The following is an 18,539-nucleotide window of genomic DNA, read 5'->3' as shown; positions in this document are numbered from 1 at the left end:
CCGGTTTATTGCTCGGTCAGGCGCATCTCCGCCACCAGCGGCAGGTGATCGCTCACCGCCGGCCAGTGCACGCCGTTCCAATCGCCGCTGGCGTTCGGCACCGTCAGGCTGTCAAGATGCCAACGCTGCGCATTGCCGCTAAAGATGTAATCCACCTTGATTTCGGCGTTTTCCGCCGGCCAGCTGCGGCCGTCCTGCCCGTCCGGCATGATGTCGTTCCAATAGCGGCTCAGCTCCAGCCAGGTGACGCTGCCCGGCACGTCGTTCATGTCGCCGAACAGCAGTTTGATGCCGCGCACTTCGATGGTGCGATCGTTCAGCTCCCGCACCTGATCCAGACGCATCGTCGGATCTTCCTTGGTGTCGAGATGGGTGTTGAACAGGGTGATCGGCGTCGGGAACTCCGGCACATCGACCTTGGCGCTGAAGACGATGCGCTGCTCGCGCTGGCCGGACGGCAACGGATAGATCGCGGCGTCGTGCAGCGGATACTTCGAGAGAAACGCCAGGCCGTATTCACCGCCGTCGAAATCGATCGCCCGGCCGAACACCGCCTGCATGCCGGTCAGCTTCGCCAGTTCCGCCGCCTGATCGACCCGCCCGCTGCGGGCGGTGAGTTTATCCACCTCCTGCAGCGCCACCACGTCGACGTTCATCGCGCGAATCGCCTTGGCGATGGCGGTCATGTCGCTGACCTTGCCGGCGGCGATATTGAAGCTGGCGACACGGATCTTCGGCGCCTGTTCCAGTTCGTAGGTTTTGTTCTTCAGGCCGCCCAACGCGCTGGCCACCTCGCGGCTGTTGGCGTTGCTGTTGGCGTGCCCGGTATCGGCGGACGACCAGGCGCTGTGAGAGATGCCCAGAGACAGTAAGGTGATGAGCAAAGCGTGACCGGTGTGCATGAATTCTCCTTGAGGGACAGATAAGTGTTATGCGGGCGCTTCCCGGCCCACAGCTAACACCGATTTTGCCGCAGAAACCTGCGACTATTTTCCTGGTTGCACCGCTATTTTTCGTTTCTGCGCGATTCTTCGCATTCTGGCGGTTTACGCATTGCGCCGTTGGACAATCGGCTGATTTCGTTTTAAAACCGGTAGATTGCCAACCGCGAGGAGTTCCGATGACCAGCCCGATTGCCGAACAGCTTACCGAACGTTTCTTCCGCTATCTGGCGGTGACCAGCCAGAGCGACGCCGCCGCAACCGCCCTGCCCAGCACGCCGGGGCAGCATGAGATGGCGCAACTGTTGGCGGACGAGCTGCGCCGGCTCGGCCTGGCCGACGTGCAGATCGACGAGCACGCCACCGTGACCGCCCGCAAGCCCGGCACCCAACCCGGCGCGCCGCGCATCGGCTTCATCACGCATATCGACACCGTGGACGTCGGCCTGTCGCCCGAAATTCGCCCGCAGCGCCTGCGCTTCACCGGCGAGGATTTATGCCTGAATGCCGAGCAGGACATCTGGCTGCGTACCGCCGAGCATCCGGAGATCCTGCCCTACCGGAACGAAGAGATCCTGTTCAGCGACGGCACCAGCGTGCTGGGCGCCGACAATAAGGCGGCGGTCACCGTGGTGATGACGCTGCTGGCCAACCTGACCGCGGCCGATCGCCACGGCGATATCGTGGTGGCGTTCGTGCCGGACGAAGAAATTGGCCTGCGCGGCGCCAAGGCGCTGGATCTGCAGCGTTTCCCCGTCGATTTCGCCTACACCATCGACTGCTGCGAACTGGGTGAAGTGGTGTACGAGAATTTCAACGCGGCGGCGGCGGAGATCCGCATCGAGGGGGTGACCGCCCACCCGATGTCGGCGAAAAACGTATTAATCAACCCGATACGCATCGCCAACGACATCATTAACCGATTCGATGTGCAGGATACTCCGGAGCACACCGAAGGGCGCGAGGGCTATTTCTGGTTCACCGATCTGGCCGCCAACGCCAATCAGGCGACGCTGAAGGTGTCGATTCGCGACTTCGATCGCGCGGCGTTCGAGGCGCGCAAGGCCCGCCTTGAGGAAACGGTGCGCCAGGTGGCGGCCAACTATCCGCGGGCCAACGTCAGCTGCAGCATCAGCGACATCTACAGCAACATCAGCAACGCCATCGGCGAGGACCGGCGCGCCATCGATCTGATCTTCGGCGCCCTCGCCGCCCACGGCATCCCGCCGAAGGTGATCCCGATGCGCGGCGGCACCGACGGCGCGGCGCTCTCCAGCCGCGGCATCCTGACGCCCAATTACTTCACCGGCGCGCATAACTTTCACTCGCGCTTCGAGTTTTTACCCGTCAGCGCCTTCGTGAAATCCTATCAGGTAACCCGCAGCATTTGCCTGCTGGCCGCGCGGCAAAGCGGCCAACCGGCTTAGCTCATCACCCAGCCGAGCAACGCGGCCCATACCAACAGCGGCAGCGAATAATAGTGGAAGCGCAACCAGATCTTGCGCTCCCCCGCCATGCGCAGCGCAATCAGGTTGGCGAGCGATCCGATCGCCAACCCGAAGCCGCCGGCGTTGACCGCATAGGCCAGCTGAGCGCTGGAGGGCACATAGTTGAGCAACAGTATGGTGGCCGGCACGTTGCTGACGATCTGCGATAGCCCGACGCCCAACGCATACACGCTCCCCTCGCTCAGCCCGGCGATGGCGGCGAACGCCGGCTGAAGCGGCGGCAAACGGGTAAACAGGCCGACATCGATGAACATGGCGGCGAACACGAAAATCAGACTCCAGTCGATCTGCAACAGCACTCGGCGCGCCAGCAGCAAGAAACCGACGAACACCGCCAGCAGCCCGTACAACGGCAGATCGAAATCGAGACACAGCAGGAAAACCGCATACAGCCCGACACAGCTCAGCAACAGCGGCCGCTGGTAGGGATACCCCTCGGTATTCGGCGTTTTCACGATGTCGCGCGCCGGGAAGCTGAACCAAGTCAGCACCAGCAGGCTCAACATCATTGCGACGCCAAACGGCGCCATCTGGCCGATGAAACCGAGGAAAGAGAGGCCGGAGCGGCTCCACAGCAGGATATTTTGCGGGTTGCCGATCGGCGTCAGCAACGAACCGGCGTTCACCGCCAGCGCCTGGAAGATGATCAAGCGGCCAACGGGCAGCGCCGACAGCTTTTTCAGCGTGATGGTGAGCGGAATGACGATAAACAGCGCCACATCGTTGGTAAGAAACGACGACAGCAGCGCGGCGGAAAACACCAGGAACAGCGCCAGCCGCCGTTCGCTGTGCAAGCGGTTGATAATCTTGCGGCCGACAAAATCGAAGTAGCCGCTGACCTCCACCCCTTTGGTCAGCAGCATCAGCCCCAACAGGGTGATGAGGGTACGGCCGTCGATGAAACCACCCAGCGCCGACAGCGGTTGCGGATGAAAAGCGAACATCGCCACGCCGGCCAGCAGCAATGCATGCAAGAAGCGATCTTTGACAAAGGGGTGGATAAGCCGAGAAATGGCGGTTGAACTCATAGCGGCAGTGTGAACCTCACCGAAAAGAATGGGCAGACGTTAGCTCAGACGCGGCTTCAGCGCCAGCAAAATGCTATTTTACCTTTATTCGCTTTTCATTTGCCGCGCTTTACTTTATTTGTAGCGGCTTTCACGGTTTCAAAGGACATGTTATGGCTTCCCTGCTCGCCAAAGGGGCGTTGCTCAGCGCCTTATGCGCCCTGCTCGCCGCCTGCGACGATCCCGCCTCTCGCCCGCAAATCGATATCGACGGCAAGACCATGGGCACCTTCTACAGCGTTAAGGTCAGCGGTGACGTCGCGATCGGCAAACAAGAGCTGCAGCGGCAGATCGACACGGTGCTCGAACGGGCCAACGACGATATCTCTACCTACCGCGCCGATTCGGTGCTATCGCGGTTTAACCGCAGCGCCAGCCTCGAGCCGCAGCCTATCCCGCGCGGCATGGCGGATATCGTATTGATGGCCCAACGCATCGGCCGCGATACCGGCGGCGCCATGGACATCACCGTCGGCCCACTGGTGAACCTGTGGGGATTTGGCCCAGACAAGCATCCGGTCAAGGTGCCGGAACAGGCGCAGATCGACGCGGCGAAGCAGAACATCGGCCTGCAGCACCTGAAGCTGATCAGCGACAGTCGCGGGGAGTGGCTGCAAAAAGATCTGCCGGGCATGTATGTCGATCTCTCGACGCTGGGCGAAGGCTATGGCGCCGATGAGCTGGTGCGCCTGATGAACCGTCACGGCATTACCAACTACCTGGTGTCGGTAGGCGGCGCGGTCTCTTCGCGCGGCGTCAACGGCCAGGGCAAACCCTGGCGGGTGGCGATCCAAAAGCCGACTGACCGTGAAAACGCAGTGCAGGCGCTGGTGGATCTGCACGGTTACGGCATCAGCACCGCCGGCAGCTACCGCAACTACTTCGAACAAAACGGCCAGCGTTACTCCCATGTCATCGATCCGACCACCGGCAGGCCGATCAGCCACCGGCTGGTTTCCGCCACGGTGATCGCCCCGACCGCGCTCGAGGCCGACGGCTGGGATACCGGCTTGATGGTGCTGGGCCCGGAGAAAGCGTTGCAGCTTGCAGAAGAGAAAGGGCTGGCGGTCTACCTGATCAGCAAAACCGACGACGGTTTCAGCGCCGTGATGACGCCGCAGTTCAAAGCATTTTTAGTGCAGTGAGATAAAAAAGCCCGGCGCGCAATGGCCGGGCTTATTCCTGTTCCGCGCCGATCACTTGGTCAGCGCGATGATACCGAGGGTCAGACCGGCAACCGCCGCCGCGCCGCCGGCGATCGCGCCCGCGGTTTCCCAGTTATCCTGAGTGGTGCCCTTCATACAGGTGTTGGTGTGCACCAGACGCCCCTGGTCATCGTAGACCGGCACGCAGGGAGAATCGGTGGCGCATCCGGCCAATACGGCCGACAGTAACCCAACCGCAATTAACTTTTTCATACTTCTTGCCTCAATGTTCGATCACTTTAGAAAGCTACGCCGAGCGATAATCACGCTACCTGGCTATTGTATGCCCAACGCGTGTAATGGCGAGGTAATGATGTGTCAGGGGATGTGATTTGGGAAAACTCCGAGCGCCCGGCCGGTGGGCTTCGGGCAGTAAAAAGCCCGCGAAAACGCGGGCTTGTTAGCGGAATGACGCGCCGGCGGAATTATTTCGCCAGTTTGCGCATCACCAGCGTGGCGTTGGTGCCACCGAAGCCGAAGCTGTTGGACATCACGGTGGTCAGCTCGCGCTGGGTCGGCTGAGTCACGATGTTCATGCCGACCGCCTGTTCATCCAGGGTTTCGATGTTGATGCTCGGCGCGATAAAGCCGTGCTCCAGCATCAGCAGGCTGTAGATCGCTTCCTGCACGCCCGCGGCGCCCAGCGAGTGGCCGGTCATCGCCTTGGTGGAGGAGATGGCCGGGGTATTGTCGCCGAACACTTCACGAATGGCGCCCAGCTCTTTCACGTCGCCTACTGGCGTAGAGGTGCCGTGCACGTTGATGTAATCGATCGGCGCATCCAGATCCTGCATCGCCATCTTCATGCAGCGCACTGCGCCTTCGCCCGAAGGGGCAACCATGTCGGCGCCGTCGGAAGTCGCGCCGTAGCCGACGATTTCCGCATAGATGTGCGCGCCGCGCGCCAGCGCGTGCTCCAGCTCTTCAACCACCACCATGCCGCCGCCGCCGGCGATGACGAAACCGTCACGATCGGCGTCATAGGTGCGGGACGCTTTTTCCGGCGTGTCGTTGTACTTGGTGGACAGCGCGCCCATCGCGTCGAACTCGCAGGCCATTTCCCAGCACAGCTCTTCGCCGCCGCCGGCGAACACGATGTCCTGTTTGCCCAGCTGGATTTGCTCAACCGCGTTGCCGATGCAGTGCGCGGAGGTCGCACAAGCGGAGCTGATGGAGTAGTTCACGCCGTGGATTTTGAACGGCGTTGCCAGGCAGGCGGAAACGCCGGAAGCCATGGCCTTGGTCACCACGTACGGGCCAACCGCTTTCAGACCGCGCGGGCTGCGCATCGCATCGGCGCCAAACACCTGGAAGCGCGGAGAACCGCCGCCAGAACCGGCGATCAGGCCTACGCGCGGGTTGTTTTGATACTCTTCTTCCTTCAGGCCGGAAGACGCGATCGCTTCTTGCATCGCCAGGAAGGCATAGATGGAAGCGTCGCTCATGAAACGCACCGCCTTGCGGTCGATCAGGCCGGTAGTGTCGAGCTTAACTTGCCCCCATACGTGACTACGCATGCCGGAATCTTTCAGCTCCTGGGAGAAAGTGATCCCAGAACGTCCTTCCTGCAGGCTTGCCAGGACCTCCTGCTGGTTATTACCAATGCTGGAGACAACTCCCAGGCCAGTAATCACTGCACGTTTCATTCAATACCTCTTCCACTATTTACCTACGGGATTTTGCATCGCACTTTAGCGTACAGATGTAAGCCGAACAAGTCCGATCAGCGTTTTTCAGCTTTATTGTTGTCCAGTTTGCGCCGGGGCGCCAGCGCCGTTAGAATTCGCGGCATCCCTTGAATTTCGAGCCATTGACCGTGAACCACGCCCCCATCCAAACCGCAACGCTAACCTGGAACGAACAGGGTACACCTGTTTCGAAACAGTTTGATGACGTCTATTTTTCCAATCAGGATGGGCTGGAAGAAACCCGCTACGTCTTCCTGCACGGCAATCGGCTGCCGCAACGTTTCGCCGCCCATCCGCGCTCGCTGTTTGTCGTGGCGGAAACCGGGTTCGGCACCGGACTCAATTTCCTCACGCTGTGGCAGGCCTTCGCCGGCTTTCGCCAGGCCGAGCCGGACGCAACGCTGCAGCGCCTGCACTTTATCAGCTTCGAAAAATTCCCCCTGCAGCAGGCTGACCTGGCGGCGGCGCATGCGCGCTGGCCGGAGTTGGCGCCTTATGCCGACGAGCTGCGCGCCCAGTGGCCGCTGCCGTTGCCGGGTTGCCATCGCCTGCTGTTAGCCGAAGGCCGCATTACGCTCGATCTGTGGTTCGGCGACGTCAACGATCTGCTGCCGCAGTTTGACGCCAGCATGAATAACCAGGTGGATGCCTGGTTCCTCGACGGTTTCGCGCCGGCAAAAAACCCCGACATGTGGACCGATCAACTGTTCGCCTCCATGGCGCGTTTCGCCCGGCCGGGAGGCAGCTTCGCCACCTTTACCGCCGCCGGCTTCGTGCGCCGCGGCTTGCAACAGGCCGGTTTTCAGGTCAACCGCTGCAAAGGCTTCGGCCAAAAGCGTGAGATGCTCGCCGGCGAGCTCCCGGCCGATGCGCAGCCCGCCGCACATCCGGCGCCCTGGTATCGACGCCCGGCGGCGGACAACACCGCCGACATCGCCCTGATCGGCGGCGGCGTCGCCAGCGCGCTCACCGCGCTGGCCTTGCTGCGCCGCGGCGCCACCGTCACGCTGTACTGCGCCGATGAGCAGGCGGCCGAGGGCGCATCCGGCAACCGCCAGGGTGCGATTTATCCTTTGCTCAACGGCAGCGGCGACGCGCTGGAGAGCTTTTTCAGCGCTGCGTTTCCCTTCGCCCGCCGCCAGTACGATGCCCTGTTGCAACAAGGCGTCGCCTTTGATCACCAGTGGTGCGGCGTCAGCCAGTTGGCCTATGACGAAAAGAGCGGCGCCAAGATCGCCAATATGCTGCAAACCGACTGGCCGCAGGCCTTGGCGATGGCGGCCGACCGCGAGACGCTCAGCGAACGGTGCGGCGTCGATACCGGCTTTGGCGGCATCACCTACCCGCTAGGCGGCTGGCTTTGCCCGGCCGAACTGACGCGCGGCGCTATCGCGCTGGCGCAGCGTCAGGGCTTGGTCTGCCACTACCGGCACGATGCGCAGGCGCTGACCCAGGAAGAAAACGGCTGGCGCATCGATTTCGCCAACGGCGACAGCCGGCGCCATGCCACGGTGATCCTGGCCAACGGCCATCGGTTGGCCGAGCTGGCGCCGACGGAAGCTCTGCCGCTGTATTCGGTACGCGGGCAGGTGTCGCATATCCCAAGCTCGCCGGCCCTCGGTCAATTGAAACAGGTATTGTGTTACGACGGCTACCTGACGCCGGTCAACGCCAACAACGGCCACCACTGCATCGGCGCCAGCTACCAACGCGGCGACACCGCCACCGACTACCGCGAGCAGGAGCAACAGGAGAACCGCGAGCGCCTGCTGCGCTGCCTGCCTGAGCAGGCCTGGCCGCAGCAGGTGGACGTCAGCGCGCATCAGGCGCGCTGCGGCGTGCGCAGCGCCACTCGCGATCATCTGCCGATGGTCGGCGCGCTGCCGGACTATCAGGCCACCCTGGCGCAGTATCGGGACTTGCAGCGGCAGAACCAGCGCGGCGAAACCGTCGCCGATGCGCCGGTCTATCCCGGTCTGTTCGCTATCGGCGGGTTAGGCTCGCGCGGCTTGTGTTCGGCGCCGTTGGCGGCGGAAATTTTGGCGGCGCAGCTGTTCGGCGAGCCGTTGCCGGGCGATGCACGCCTGCTGGCGGCGTTGAATCCGAATCGGATGTGGGTGCGGAAATTGCTGAAAGGACGTGCGGTTTAATCAACCTTGAGGGGCGCGGCGACGCGCCCCGGCATGACGATCAGGCGGCAGGGGTTGCAGCCTGATAGAGGTTTTCCCACATGCCGCGCACCAGGATCTGATCCGGCGGCGAGAGTTCCCCGGCGGCGATCGCTTTGTGCAGGCTATCCTCCACCCGCGCTTTCAGCGCTTCGGCGGTGTGTTCTCCCTGCTCTTCCGCCTCGGCCACCGCCAGCGTCAGATGACCGCGCAGGTAGCCACCGGCAAACAGTTCATCATCGCTGGCGTGCTCTACCATGTCATCAATCAGCGCCAAAATGCGCGCTTCAAATTCTGCGATCATCAAATTTCCTCATTAAATAACGGGCTGTGGCGTCAGTTGAGATCTTCCGGATACGGAAAGTGCTCGGCCGCCAACGGTGGCGTATTGTAGAACGATTGCAACGCCTGAATAAAGCGCGCAGGCCTTGTGGGTATTCCCTGCTCCAGCAGCGCCAATACCCGGGCGCGCACCTTGCGTTGAAACGCGATGCGATCCGGCTCGCAGTCGCCGTTCAGGTTGTCGCAGCTGACGTTGAACGGGAAACCGGCCGCCACGCAGAACATCCATTCCAGCGCCTGCGGTTTGACCTCTACCGCTTCAAATTCGCTCTGGGTCTGCGCGTCCCGCCCATCCGGGCAATACCAATAACCGAAGTCCACCAATTGACGGCGCGCGTCACCGGCGATGCACCAGTGCGAAATTTCGTGCAGGCCGCTGGCGTAGAAGCCGTGGGCAAACACGATGCGGTGATACGGCAGTTCATCGTCGGCCGGCAGGTAGATCGGTTCGTCGTCGCCCTTCACCAGGCGGGTGTTGTAGTCATCGCTGAAGCAGCGATTGAAGATCTCGATCAACTGCTCATAGTGATGGCGGGTCTGCGTGTCTGACATAAAAAAACTCTATAACCACAAAAATAAAGAGGCCATTATACCCGATAACCGGCGGGGGGATACGGGCGCATAAACGGCGCCCATTTTCATCGTCAACCGTGCGCGAAGGCCGTCAACCACTGCTGAATCTCTGCGCCGTGATTGTCGTAAAGCAGCTTGAGACTCATCACCAGCGAGACGATCACGATCATCGGCCGAATCAATTTCTGGCCGCGGGTCAGCACCATGTGTGCGCCCAGACGCGCCCCCAGCACCTGCCCCACCAGCATCACCAGACCGATGCTCCACACCACCTTGCCGCCGATGATGAACAGCGCCAACCCGCCGACGTTGGAGGTAAAGTTCAGCACTTTGGCGTGCGCCGTGGACTTGGCGAGGTTGAAACCGCACAGCGTTACGTAGGCCAGCGCGTAGAATGAGCCGGCGCCGGGGCCGAAGAAACCGTCGTAAAACCCGACGCAACCGCCGGCCACCAGCCCGAACGGCAAGGCGCCGAGGCGGCGTTGACGATCTTCCTCACCCAGTCGCGGCATCAACAAGAAATAGAGACCGATGCCGATCACCAGCAGCGGCAGCATCTGCCGCAGCAAATCGGCGCGCATATGCTGCACCAGAATCGCGCCGGCGATCGAGCCGGTCAGCGTCAGAAAAATCGTCAGCTTCTGGTCGTTGAGGTTCACCGCTCGCCGACGAATGAAGTACAGACTGGCGGAGAAGGAGCCGCCGACCGACTGCAGCTTATTGGTCGCCAGCGCCTGCGCCGGAGGAACCCCCACTGCCAGCAAGGCCGGCACCGTCAGTAATCCGCCGCCGCCGGCGATGGAGTCGATAAACCCCGCCAGCAGCGCTACCGCAAACAACACCCCGAGCATCTCGGGGCCAATGACGAACCAGTCCATGTGTTATTCCGCTGAGAAATGGTGATCCAGCAATGCCTGACAGGTCGGCGGTAACGGCGGCGGCACGGGTTTGCCCGGCTTCGCGTTCGGCTGATGCGGTACGAACCAGCTCGCCAGTTCGGCACCGCAGCCATCGCCCGGCGGCGGCGTATCCTGCTCCTGGCACTCCAGGCTGCCGGCCGGACAACGCAGACGCACGTGCATGTGCGCACGGTGGCCGAACCACGGCCGCACCTTGTGCAGCCAGGCGCGATCGGCGCCGGCGTCCAGGCACAGACGCTGCTTGATCGCCGGGTTGACAAAGATGCGCGTCACGTCCGCATCCTGCGCCGCCAGTTTGATCAGCGACTCAATCTGCGGTTGCCATTGGCTCGCCACCACCTGTTTGCCGTCGCCCGACACCAGGTCGATCGGCTGCGGTTTGAGCAATTGCTGCGCGCTCCAGCGTTGGCGCGGCAGCTGCAGCCAGATGTCGACATCGAGCCCAGACTGATGGCTGGCGTGGCCGCTGCTGAAGCGCCCGCCGGCCGGCATCGCCATGTCGCCGATCAGCACCGTGCCCAGCGCTTTCTGGTTCGCTTTGCTGCTGAGGCGCTGTATGAACGCCAGCAGATCCGGATGGCCGAAATAGCGGCGCTGGTCGGTACGCATCACCTGATAATCCGGTGAATTCAGCGGCAACGGCTGCGCGCCGATGATGCAGCCGTTGGCGAAACCGCCCACCGCCTGCGGCGCGCCGGCCACCGGATGGTCGATTTTCTGCCACGGCGTCAGCGCCATGGCGGAAGCGGAGGCCGTCAGGGCCACCAGGCCCAACATCCAGTTTTTCATGGCGATTACCAGCGAGGCACGTCGGAAACCACATCACCGTTTTGCGCACGCTGGCGCAACAGGTGATCCATCAACACGATCGCCATCATCGCTTCGGCGATCGGTACGGCGCGGATACCCACGCACGGATCGTGGCGACCGCGCGTCACCATTTCCACCGCTTCCCCGTGGCGATTGATGGTGCGGCCCGGCACCATGATGCTGGAGGTTGGCTTCAGCGCCAGATGCGCGATCACCGGTTGGCCGCTGCTGATGCCGCCGAGAATGCCGCCGGCATGGTTGCTCTGGAAGCCTTCCGGGGTGATTTCATCGCGGTTTTCGCTGCCGCGTTTGGTCACCACGGCGAACCCGTCGCCGATCTCCACGCCTTTCACCGCGTTGATGCTCATCAACGCGTGCGCCAGATCGGCATCGAGGCGGTCAAACACCGGCTCGCCCAGGCCAACCGGCACGTTTTCCGCAATCACGCTGACCTTGGCGCCGATGGAGTCGCCCTCTTTTTTCAGCGCGCGCATCAGTTCGTCCAGCGCTTCCAGCTTGTCCGGATCCGGGCAGAAGAACGGGTTCTGTTCGACCTGATCCCAGTCTTTCAGCTCGCAGGTCACGTCGCCGATCTGCGCCAGATAGCCGCGCACCTGCACGCCGAATTTCTGCTGCAGGTATTTCTTGGCGATAGCGCCCGCCGCGACGCGCATGGCGGTTTCACGCGCCGAAGAGCGGCCGCCGCCGCGATAGTCGCGCAGACCGTATTTCTGTTCGTAGGTGTAGTCGGCATGTCCTGGACGGAACACGTCTTTGATGGCGCTGTAATCTTGCGAGCGCTGATCGGTGTTCTCAATGATCAGACCGATGCTGGTGCCGGTGGTCACGCCTTCGAATACGCCGGAGAGAATGCGCACCTGATCCGGTTCGCGGCGCTGGGTGGTGTAACGCGAGGTGCCCGGACGACGGCGGTCCAGATCGTGTTGCAAATCGGCTTCGGTGAGCGGGATGCCGGGCGGCACGCCGTCGACGATACAACCCAGCGCCACCCCGTGAGATTCACCGAAGGTGGTGACGCGGAAAATCTGCCCAATACTGTTTCCTGCCATCACGGCTCCTTACCGTTAGTCTTTTATCGTTATGAGGCCCGCCATGCGGGCCTTGGAAATGCGGCTTAGCTGCGATAGAGGCTGAAGTGATCCTTGCAATCCACCAGCTGCTGTTTGGTCAGCATGAACACGCCGTCGCCGCCGTTTTCGAATTCCAGCCAGGTGAACGGGATGTCCGGATATTGTTCCATCAGATGTACCATGCTGTTGCCCACTTCACAAATCAGCACGCCGTCGTCGGTCAGGTAGTCCGGCGCGCAGGCCAGGATGCGGCGCACCAGCTTCAGGCCGTCGCTGCCCGCCGCCAGCCCCAGTTCCGGCTCAAAGCGGAACTCCTGCGGCAGATCCGACATGTCTTCCGCATCGACGTACGGCGGGTTGGTGACGATCAGATCGTACTGGATCGCGGGAACGTCGCGGAACAGATCGGAACGGATCGGGATCACCTGGTGCTCGACGCCGTGCGCCTGAATATTGCGCTCGGTCACCGCCAGCACGTCGCTGGAGATGTCCACCGCGTCCACTTCCGCTTCCGGGAAAGCGTAGCCACAGGCGATGGCGATGCAGCCGCTGCCGGTGCACATGTCGAGAATATGGCGCGGCGGGTGCGGGATCAGCGCGCTGAAACGATCGTTGATCAACTCGCCGATCGGCGAGCGCGGCACCAGCACGCGTTCGTCGACGTAGAATTCCATGCCGCAGAACCAGGCCTTGTTGGTCAGGTAGGCGACCGGGATACGCTCGTTGACGCGGCGGATCACGCGCTCAACGATGCGATGGCGCTCGCTGGAAGTCAGACGAGCGGTATGCATGTCCTCCGGAATGTCCAACGGCAGAAACAGGCTTGGCAGCACCAATTGCACCGCTTCGTCCCACGGATTGTCGGTTCCGTGACCATAATAGATATTGGCGGCGTTGAAACGGCTTACCGTCCAGCGCAGCATATCTTGAATGGTGTGCAGTTCGTTCACTGCTTCGTCGACGAAAATTTTGTCCAATTTGCCCTCCGGCAGGCGCTGTGTTTCATGATTTAGCCGCATAGTTTGCCATGAAGCCCGCGACAAATCACGCGCGCCCCTCGCGCTTTTCACTCTGGCCCGAGTTTTGCGTCGACAGCGCTCATTCACAAGGTAAACTAGCGAAATAAACGATTTCCGGTGAATGAAGCATGAAGAACAAGCCCCCTCTGAGCAAAGACGAACAACAGCTCTTCAGAGAGTCGGTGGCGGGCGCAAAAAAGCTGCGCCAGGACACCATCGTCCACCGCCCGCCGAAGCTCAAGGTGAAACAGGTTGCGCCGCAGCGGCTGCTGCAGGAGCAGGTCGATGCCAGCTATTATTTTTCAGATGAATATCAGCCGCAGCTGGAAGAGGAAGGCCCGACGCGCTACGTGCGCCCCGGCAGCAGCCCGTATGAGCTGAAGAAGCTGCGACGCGGCGATTATTCGCCGGAGCTGTTTCTTGATTTGCACGGCCTGACTCAGCTGCAGGCCAAGCAGGAATTGGGGGCGCTGATCGCCGCCTGCAAACGCGAGCATGTGCACTGCGCCTGCGTGATGCACGGGCACGGCAAACACATTCTCAAACAGCAAACGCCGCTGTGGCTGGCGCAGCATCCCGACGTGCTGGCGTTCCATCAGGCGCCGAAGGAATGGGGCGGCAACGCCGCCGTTCTGCTGTTGGTGGAGCTGGCAGAATAGCCTCCCGCAGAAACGACTCAGGGCGATGTCAGACATCGCCCTGAGTTTATTCCGCACCGCATCCGCGGCTCACACTTTGGCCATCACCTGCGACGGGCTGACCTGCCATTCAAATTTGCCGTAGCTGCCGTCCGCCGGCAGATCGACGTTGGCGATCGCCGAGGTCGCGAACATCGGCGGGCACTCGCCCGGACACAGTTCCGCCACCAGATACCCCACCAGCGGCAGGTGCGACACGATCAGCACCGAGCTCACCCCTTGCATCGCCAGCGCCTGAAGATAGCTGCCGACCTGTTCGGCGTTCCCGCCCGGCGTCAGCTCGGGCAGCACTTCTTCGCCCTCCGGCAGCGTCAAGGCTTCACGCACCGTCGCCAGCGTCTGTTCGGCCCGCAGATAGGGGCTGACCAGCACGCGTTCGATATCCACAGACTTGGTGTTCAACCAGGCCGCCATCTGACGGGACTCGTCGCGGCCGCACAGGGTAAGGGGCCTTACCGCATCGCTGGCTGCCTCGAGCGCCGCCTCTCCGTGACGCATAATCAAAACTTGCATATTGCACCGCTGTTGTTGACAAAGTAACGCTATACAGAAACGCCGTGCGTGCTGTACCGCCGAGTTTTACAACCCCAAAGCCAAAGCTTTAAAACGATAACGCGCCGTCTCTTTATGGCGGCCGGGCATTTTGCCTGAAAGTTTGCGTAAAGAAAATGCTGTTTTTTACAGCAATCCTCCCCGGGCAAACCTCGATTGCTCATAGAACAATCAATTCAACGGGTTAAATTTTAACCTTTTCGCCATGAAAATTATTGATGGCGCTCAAGCTAACTTACCGCTGCCGCAGCCTTGCTGTACAGCCTCACGGGCTGACGCTGTCGCAAGGAGTGATGGCGATCACAACGCGGCCCTGTTGCAACTATAGTGCAAATCGGGCCGCCCTGCGTTCAACTCCCCAGCGGGTAAAAACGTTCGCCCTGCTGCGCCATGCGCTGCAGGCGTTCGCAGGGCGCGAAGTGCTCGCCGTGCTGCTGACGCAGGTAGTCCAGCGTCTTCACCACTTTCTCGGCGCCGAGTTCATCCATATAGCGGAACGGGCCGCCAAGGAACGGCGGGAAACCGATGCCGAACACCGCACCGATGTCACCGTCGCGCGCGCTGCGGATCACGCCTTCATCCAGGCAGCGCGCCGCTTCGTTCAGCATCATCATCACGCAGCGCTGGGCAATGGTCGCCGGCAGCATGTGCGCCTTCGGCGTGACGCCGAGCAACGTATACAATGAGGTGTCCGCGCGCTTACGCCGCTGGCGCTGCTGCCCCTCGCTCGGGTAAAGATAGAAGCCGCGGCCGTTCTTGCGCCCTTTGCGCCCGTCCTTCAGCACCGCATCGAACGCGGCAGGCGCGGCGAAGCGCGGCCCCAGCGCCTCAACCAGCACCGGAATGATCTTGGTGCCGACGTCGATGCCCACTTCGTCCAACAGGGTGATAGGGCCGACCGGGAAGCCGAAGTCCACCAGTGCTTTGTCCAGCGATTCAATGGGCTCGCCTTCCAGCAGGCAGCGCGCCGCTTCGTTGATGTACGGCGCCAGGATGCGGTTGACATAAAAACCGGCGCTGTCGCCCACCACGATGGCGGTCTTGCCCTGCTTGTGCGCCAGCGCCACGGTGGTGGCGATGGTTTGTTCGCTGGTGCCAGCGTGCGGGATCACTTCCACCAGCGGCATTTTGTCCACCGGGCTGAAGTAGTGCAGACCGATCACCTGCTGCGGCCGCTGGGCCTGTTCGGCGATTTGACCGATAGGCAGCGAGGAGGTATTGGAGGCGAACACGGTATGCGGCGCGCAGTTCGCTTCAATCTCGGCCACCATTTTCTGCTTCAGCGCCAGATCCTCAAACACCGCCTCGACCACGATATCCACCTGCTCGAAGCCGGTGTAATCGGTAGAGCCGGAGATCAACATCATCTGCTTTTGCCGCTCCGCCGGGCGCATGCGCTTGCTGCGCACCCGCTTGCCGAGCACGTCCCAACTGTATTTCAGCGCATGATTGATGCCGGTTTCATTGATGTCTTTGATGCGAACCGGCAAACCGCCGCGGGTGGCGGTGACGCAGGCGATGCCGCCCCCCATCAGGCCGCCGCCGAGAATGCCGACGCGATGCAAGGCGCGCGGCTGAGCATCGCCGCCCCGCTCTTTTTTCAGCGCGGTGGAAGCGAAGAACAGGCTGCGCAACGCCGCCGATTGCGGCGTCATCGCCAGCTCGCCAAAGGCGCGCGCTTCGGCTTCATAGCCGCTGGCGCTGCCGTGATCCAGCCCGGTGCGCACCACCTGAATAATGCGCTCCGCCGCCGGGTAGTTGCCGTGCGTTTTCGCCAACGTTTTCTTGCGCACGATGCTGAACAGCAGATTTCTGCCCAGCGGGCCGTTGAGCAGACGATCCTGCCACGGCAGCTCGCGCTGATGCTTCCAGCCCTGCTTCACCCGCTCGATGGCGGTCTGCAGCAAAATCGATTGCGGCACGGCGTCGTCCACCAGCCCCATGCGCAGCGCCTGGCGGGCGCGAATGTGCTTGCCGGTCAGGATCATGTCCAGCGCCTTGGCGGCGCCTACCAGGCGCGGCAGGCGCTGAGTGCCGCCGGAGCCCGGCAGCAAGCCCAGCTGCACTTCCGGCAGACCGAGCGCGGTTTTGTCATCCAGCGAACAGACGCGGCCGTGGCAGGCCAGCGCCAATTCCAGCCCGCCGCCCAGGCAGGCGCCGTGGATGGCCGCCACCACCGGCACCGGGAAGGCGGCGATCTGCGCCAGCGTGCTCTGCCCTTTCTTGGCCAGCGTTTCCGCCTCTTTGGCGCTGGTGCAGGCGGCGATCATGGTGATATCGGCGCCGGCGATAAACGAGTCCGGCTTGCCGGAAACGATCACCAGCCCTTCCAGCGCAGTATGCTGCTGCGCGCGGATCAGCACGTCGTTAACCTGTTCGACGAACTCGGCCTTGAGCGTATTGACCTTGTCGCCCGGCACGTCGATGGTGATCACCCCGATGTTGTCGGGGCGGATCGTCAGTTGAAAGGCCGACGGTTTGGCGCGCTGCTCGTGCAATGCGTTTTCGACGCTCATCATTCCACCTCCACGATCATCGCGGCCCCTAACCCGCCGGCGGCGCAGGCGGTGGTCAGGCCCAGCCCGCCGCCGCGGCGTTTCAGCTCACGCAGCGTCTGGGTAATCATGCGCGCGCCGGTGGCGGCGAACGGGTGACCATAGGCGATAGAACCGCCCAATACGTTGAATTTGTCCATGTCCACTTCGCCGATTGCCTGGCTGCGGCCAAGCTTCTCGCGGGCGAACGCTTCGCTGGCGAACATCTTCAGGTTGGCCAGCGTTTGCGCGGCGAAGGCTTCATGCATGTCGATGAGCGTCAGATCGGCCAGGCCGATGCCGGCGCGATCCAGCGCCAGCGGCGTGGCGTAGGAGGGCCCCAGCAGCATGTCTTCCCACACATCGATGGCAGCGAAGGCGAAACTGCGCAGATAGCCGAGCGGCTGCAGCCCCAACTCTTTGGCGCGCGATTCGCTCATCATCAGTACCGCCGCCGCGCCGTCGGTCAACGGCGTGCTGTTGGCCGCAGTGACGCTGCCGTGCTTGCGATCGAACGCCGGTTTCAGCTTGGCGTAGGAAGCCAGGCTGGAGTCTTTGCGGATATTGTTGTCTTCAGAAAGCTGAGCGCGGTAAGGCGGCACGTAGGCGGTCATCACCTCGTCGCGCAGCCACCCCTCCCGCCAGGCTTTGGCCGCCAGCTCGTGGGAACGATGCGCCAGCGCATCTTGCGCTTCACGGGTGATGCCGTGGCTTTTCGCCATCTGTTCGGCGGTATCGCCCATGCGCAGGCCGGTGGAATACTCCGCCACCGCCGGCGGCACCGGCATCAGATCGCGGAATTTCAGCCGGCTGAACAATTTGAGGCGCTGCGACAGCGTGCGCGCCTTGTTGACGTCCACCAACGTGCGCGCCAGCGCCTTGCTGACGCCGATCGGCAAGACGGAAGAAGAGTCCGCCCCGCCGGCGATGCCGACGCTGATGCTGCCGGCCATGATGCTCTCCGCCACGTTGGCGATCGCCTGGAAGCTGGTGGCGCAGGCGCGCGACACGCTGTAGGCGTCGGTATGGACGCTCATGCCGGTGCCAAGCACGATCTCACGCGCGATGTTCGGCGCCTCGGGCATTTGCACCACCTGGCCGAACACCAGTTGTTCGATCAGTTGCGGCTCGATACCGCTGCGCGCCAACAGCTCGCTCACCGCCGTTTTCCCTAAATCCACCGCCGGAATGCCGTGATAGGCGGTCGCCTGTTTGGCAAAGGGGGTACGCAGTCCATTCACAATCGCAATGCGGTCACCATGACGGGTCACCAACGGCAGTGCCTTACTCATAAATGCTCCTGAAGAAAATAACGTCAGCGCAATGGGCAGAAAGAGGTCTGACCTGATGAGGTCATTGTTAACCAAACGGTTACATTTGGCAAACCGGCAGAGATCAAAACTGCGAGCAGGCGCACTTTCTA

General features: G+C 62.2%; 17 protein-coding genes. 4 read left to right on the top strand and 13 right to left on the bottom strand.

What is annotated here, in order from left to right:
* Window positions 1–5: 5 nt before the first annotated feature.
* Window positions 6–902, bottom strand: a complete 897-nt coding sequence (locus tag J9788_RS06135) for an endonuclease/exonuclease/phosphatase family protein (protein WP_046896294.1) — start codon at window positions 900–902, stop codon at window positions 6–8.
* Between the two features lie 218 nt (window positions 903–1,120).
* Here J9788_RS06135 and pepT point away from each other — a divergent pair, with 218 nt between their 5' ends.
* Window positions 1,121–2,368 (top strand): peptidase T, encoded by a 1,248-nt coding sequence (pepT, locus tag J9788_RS06130; RefSeq protein ID WP_182264100.1) that lies wholly within the window; start codon window positions 1,121–1,123, stop codon window positions 2,366–2,368.
* Here the strand turns inward: pepT and J9788_RS06125 are convergent.
* Window positions 2,365–3,477 (bottom strand): SLC13 family permease, encoded by a 1,113-nt coding sequence (locus J9788_RS06125; protein WP_046896292.1) that lies wholly within the window; start codon window positions 3,475–3,477, stop codon window positions 2,365–2,367. The two genes, pepT and J9788_RS06125, sit on opposite strands and share 4 nt — an antisense overlap.
* A gap of 152 nt (window positions 3,478–3,629) precedes the next feature.
* Here J9788_RS06125 and apbE point away from each other — a divergent pair, with 152 nt between their 5' ends.
* Complete coding sequence (apbE, locus tag J9788_RS06120; protein ID WP_046896291.1) at window positions 3,630–4,661, top strand: FAD:protein FMN transferase ApbE; 1,032 nt, start codon at window positions 3,630–3,632, stop codon at window positions 4,659–4,661.
* Window positions 4,662–4,712: 51 nt separating this feature from the next.
* On the opposite strand, the gene J9788_RS06115 is transcribed toward apbE, so the two are convergent.
* Complete coding sequence (locus tag J9788_RS06115) at window positions 4,713–4,934, bottom strand: hypothetical protein (RefSeq protein ID WP_004936201.1); 222 nt, start codon at window positions 4,932–4,934, stop codon at window positions 4,713–4,715.
* A 212-nt stretch (window positions 4,935–5,146) separates the two neighbouring features.
* Window positions 5,147–6,367: a beta-ketoacyl-ACP synthase I gene (gene fabB, locus J9788_RS06110; protein WP_004936203.1), complete on the bottom strand. Its 1,221-nt coding sequence runs from the start codon at window positions 6,365–6,367 to the stop codon at window positions 5,147–5,149.
* A 170-nt stretch (window positions 6,368–6,537) separates the two neighbouring features.
* On the opposite strand from fabB, the gene mnmC reads away from it, so the two are divergent.
* The gene (gene mnmC / locus J9788_RS06105; protein ID WP_182264099.1) at window positions 6,538–8,559 is read left to right on the top strand and encodes a bifunctional tRNA (5-methylaminomethyl-2-thiouridine)(34)-methyltransferase MnmD/FAD-dependent 5-carboxymethylaminomethyl-2-thiouridine(34) oxidoreductase MnmC; all 2,022 of its coding nucleotides are present in this window, start codon (window positions 6,538–6,540) and stop codon (window positions 8,557–8,559) included.
* A 40-nt stretch (window positions 8,560–8,599) separates the two neighbouring features.
* Here the strand turns inward: mnmC and J9788_RS06100 are convergent, their stop codons facing one another.
* From J9788_RS06100 to prmB, 6 genes are all read right to left on the bottom strand, one after another.
* On the bottom strand, window positions 8,600–8,881 hold the full coding sequence (locus tag J9788_RS06100) for a YfcL family protein (protein WP_182264098.1): 282 nt from the start codon (window positions 8,879–8,881) through the stop codon (window positions 8,600–8,602).
* A 32-nt stretch (window positions 8,882–8,913) separates the two neighbouring features.
* Entirely contained in the window at window positions 8,914–9,471 is a 558-nt protein-coding gene (locus J9788_RS06095) for an elongation factor P hydroxylase (RefSeq protein ID WP_046896290.1), read from the bottom strand.
* Window positions 9,472–9,563: 92 nt separating this feature from the next.
* Entirely contained in the window at window positions 9,564–10,370 is an 807-nt protein-coding gene (locus J9788_RS06090) for a sulfite exporter TauE/SafE family protein (protein ID WP_182264097.1), read from the bottom strand.
* A 3-nt stretch (window positions 10,371–10,373) separates the two neighbouring features.
* Entirely contained in the window at window positions 10,374–11,201 is an 828-nt protein-coding gene (mepA, locus tag J9788_RS06085; protein WP_025303719.1) for a penicillin-insensitive murein endopeptidase, read from the bottom strand.
* A 5-nt stretch (window positions 11,202–11,206) separates the two neighbouring features.
* Window positions 11,207–12,292, bottom strand: coding sequence for a chorismate synthase (gene aroC, locus J9788_RS06080; protein ID WP_033643909.1), 1,086 nt, complete (start codon window positions 12,290–12,292; stop codon window positions 11,207–11,209).
* A gap of 65 nt (window positions 12,293–12,357) precedes the next feature.
* Window positions 12,358–13,290: a 50S ribosomal protein L3 N(5)-glutamine methyltransferase gene (gene prmB, locus J9788_RS06075; protein WP_004936224.1), complete on the bottom strand. Its 933-nt coding sequence runs from the start codon at window positions 13,288–13,290 to the stop codon at window positions 12,358–12,360.
* 170 nt (window positions 13,291–13,460) lie between these two features.
* Between prmB and smrB the strand changes: the two genes are divergently transcribed.
* A complete protein-coding gene (smrB, locus tag J9788_RS06070) occupies window positions 13,461–13,991 on the top strand; it encodes an endonuclease SmrB (protein ID WP_025303720.1) in 531 nt (176 codons plus the stop codon).
* Window positions 13,992–14,060: 69 nt separating this feature from the next.
* On the opposite strand, the gene sixA is transcribed toward smrB, so the two are convergent.
* From sixA to fadI, 3 genes are all read right to left on the bottom strand, one after another.
* A complete protein-coding gene (gene sixA, locus J9788_RS06065) occupies window positions 14,061–14,543 on the bottom strand; it encodes a phosphohistidine phosphatase SixA (protein ID WP_004936230.1) in 483 nt (160 codons plus the stop codon).
* Window positions 14,544–14,932: 389 nt separating this feature from the next.
* Window positions 14,933–17,098: a fatty acid oxidation complex subunit alpha FadJ gene (fadJ, locus tag J9788_RS06060; RefSeq protein WP_182265079.1), complete on the bottom strand. Its 2,166-nt coding sequence runs from the start codon at window positions 17,096–17,098 to the stop codon at window positions 14,933–14,935.
* Window positions 17,098–18,408, bottom strand: coding sequence for an acetyl-CoA C-acyltransferase FadI (gene fadI / locus J9788_RS06055; protein ID WP_046896287.1), 1,311 nt, complete (start codon window positions 18,406–18,408; stop codon window positions 17,098–17,100). Before fadI ends, fadJ begins: the two co-directional genes overlap by 1 nt.
* Window positions 18,409–18,539: the final 131 nt, after the last annotated feature.

This window comes from Serratia sp. X10, from assembly GCF_017811775.1.
In the GTDB taxonomy this organism is placed as follows: domain Bacteria; phylum Pseudomonadota; class Gammaproteobacteria; order Enterobacterales; family Enterobacteriaceae; genus Serratia; species Serratia ureilytica.
This window is presented reverse-complemented; position numbering and strand designations above follow the sequence as displayed.

What these genes read in the sequence shown, in the direction of transcription:
- fabB (WP_004936203.1), bottom strand. Translation starts at nt 6,367, where the DNA reads ATGAAACGTGCAGTGATTACTGGCCTGGGAGTTGTCTCCAGCATTGGT.
- J9788_RS06095 (WP_046896290.1), bottom strand. Translation starts at nt 9,471, where the DNA reads ATGTCAGACACGCAGACCCGCCATCACTATGAGCAGTTGATCGAGATC.
- pepT (WP_182264100.1), top strand. Translation starts at nt 1,121, where the DNA reads ATGACCAGCCCGATTGCCGAACAGCTTACCGAACGTTTCTTCCGCTAT.
- J9788_RS06115 (WP_004936201.1), bottom strand. Translation starts at nt 4,934, where the DNA reads ATGAAAAAGTTAATTGCGGTTGGGTTACTGTCGGCCGTATTGGCCGGA.
- J9788_RS06135 (WP_046896294.1), bottom strand. Translation starts at nt 902, where the DNA reads ATGCACACCGGTCACGCTTTGCTCATCACCTTACTGTCTCTGGGCATC.
- J9788_RS06100 (WP_182264098.1), bottom strand. Translation starts at nt 8,881, where the DNA reads ATGATCGCAGAATTTGAAGCGCGCATTTTGGCGCTGATTGATGACATG.
- apbE (WP_046896291.1), top strand. Translation starts at nt 3,630, where the DNA reads ATGGCTTCCCTGCTCGCCAAAGGGGCGTTGCTCAGCGCCTTATGCGCC.
- fadI (WP_046896287.1), bottom strand. Translation starts at nt 18,408, where the DNA reads ATGAGTAAGGCACTGCCGTTGGTGACCCGTCATGGTGACCGCATTGCG.
- smrB (WP_025303720.1), top strand. Translation starts at nt 13,461, where the DNA reads ATGAAGAACAAGCCCCCTCTGAGCAAAGACGAACAACAGCTCTTCAGA.
- J9788_RS06125 (WP_046896292.1), bottom strand. Translation starts at nt 3,477, where the DNA reads ATGAGTTCAACCGCCATTTCTCGGCTTATCCACCCCTTTGTCAAAGAT.
- mepA (WP_025303719.1), bottom strand. Translation starts at nt 11,201, where the DNA reads ATGAAAAACTGGATGTTGGGCCTGGTGGCCCTGACGGCCTCCGCTTCC.
- sixA (WP_004936230.1), bottom strand. Translation starts at nt 14,543, where the DNA reads ATGCAAGTTTTGATTATGCGTCACGGAGAGGCGGCGCTCGAGGCAGCC.
- aroC (WP_033643909.1), bottom strand. Translation starts at nt 12,292, where the DNA reads ATGGCAGGAAACAGTATTGGGCAGATTTTCCGCGTCACCACCTTCGGT.
- J9788_RS06090 (WP_182264097.1), bottom strand. Translation starts at nt 10,370, where the DNA reads ATGGACTGGTTCGTCATTGGCCCCGAGATGCTCGGGGTGTTGTTTGCG.
- fadJ (WP_182265079.1), bottom strand. Translation starts at nt 17,098, where the DNA reads ATGAGCGTCGAAAACGCATTGCACGAGCAGCGCGCCAAACCGTCGGCC.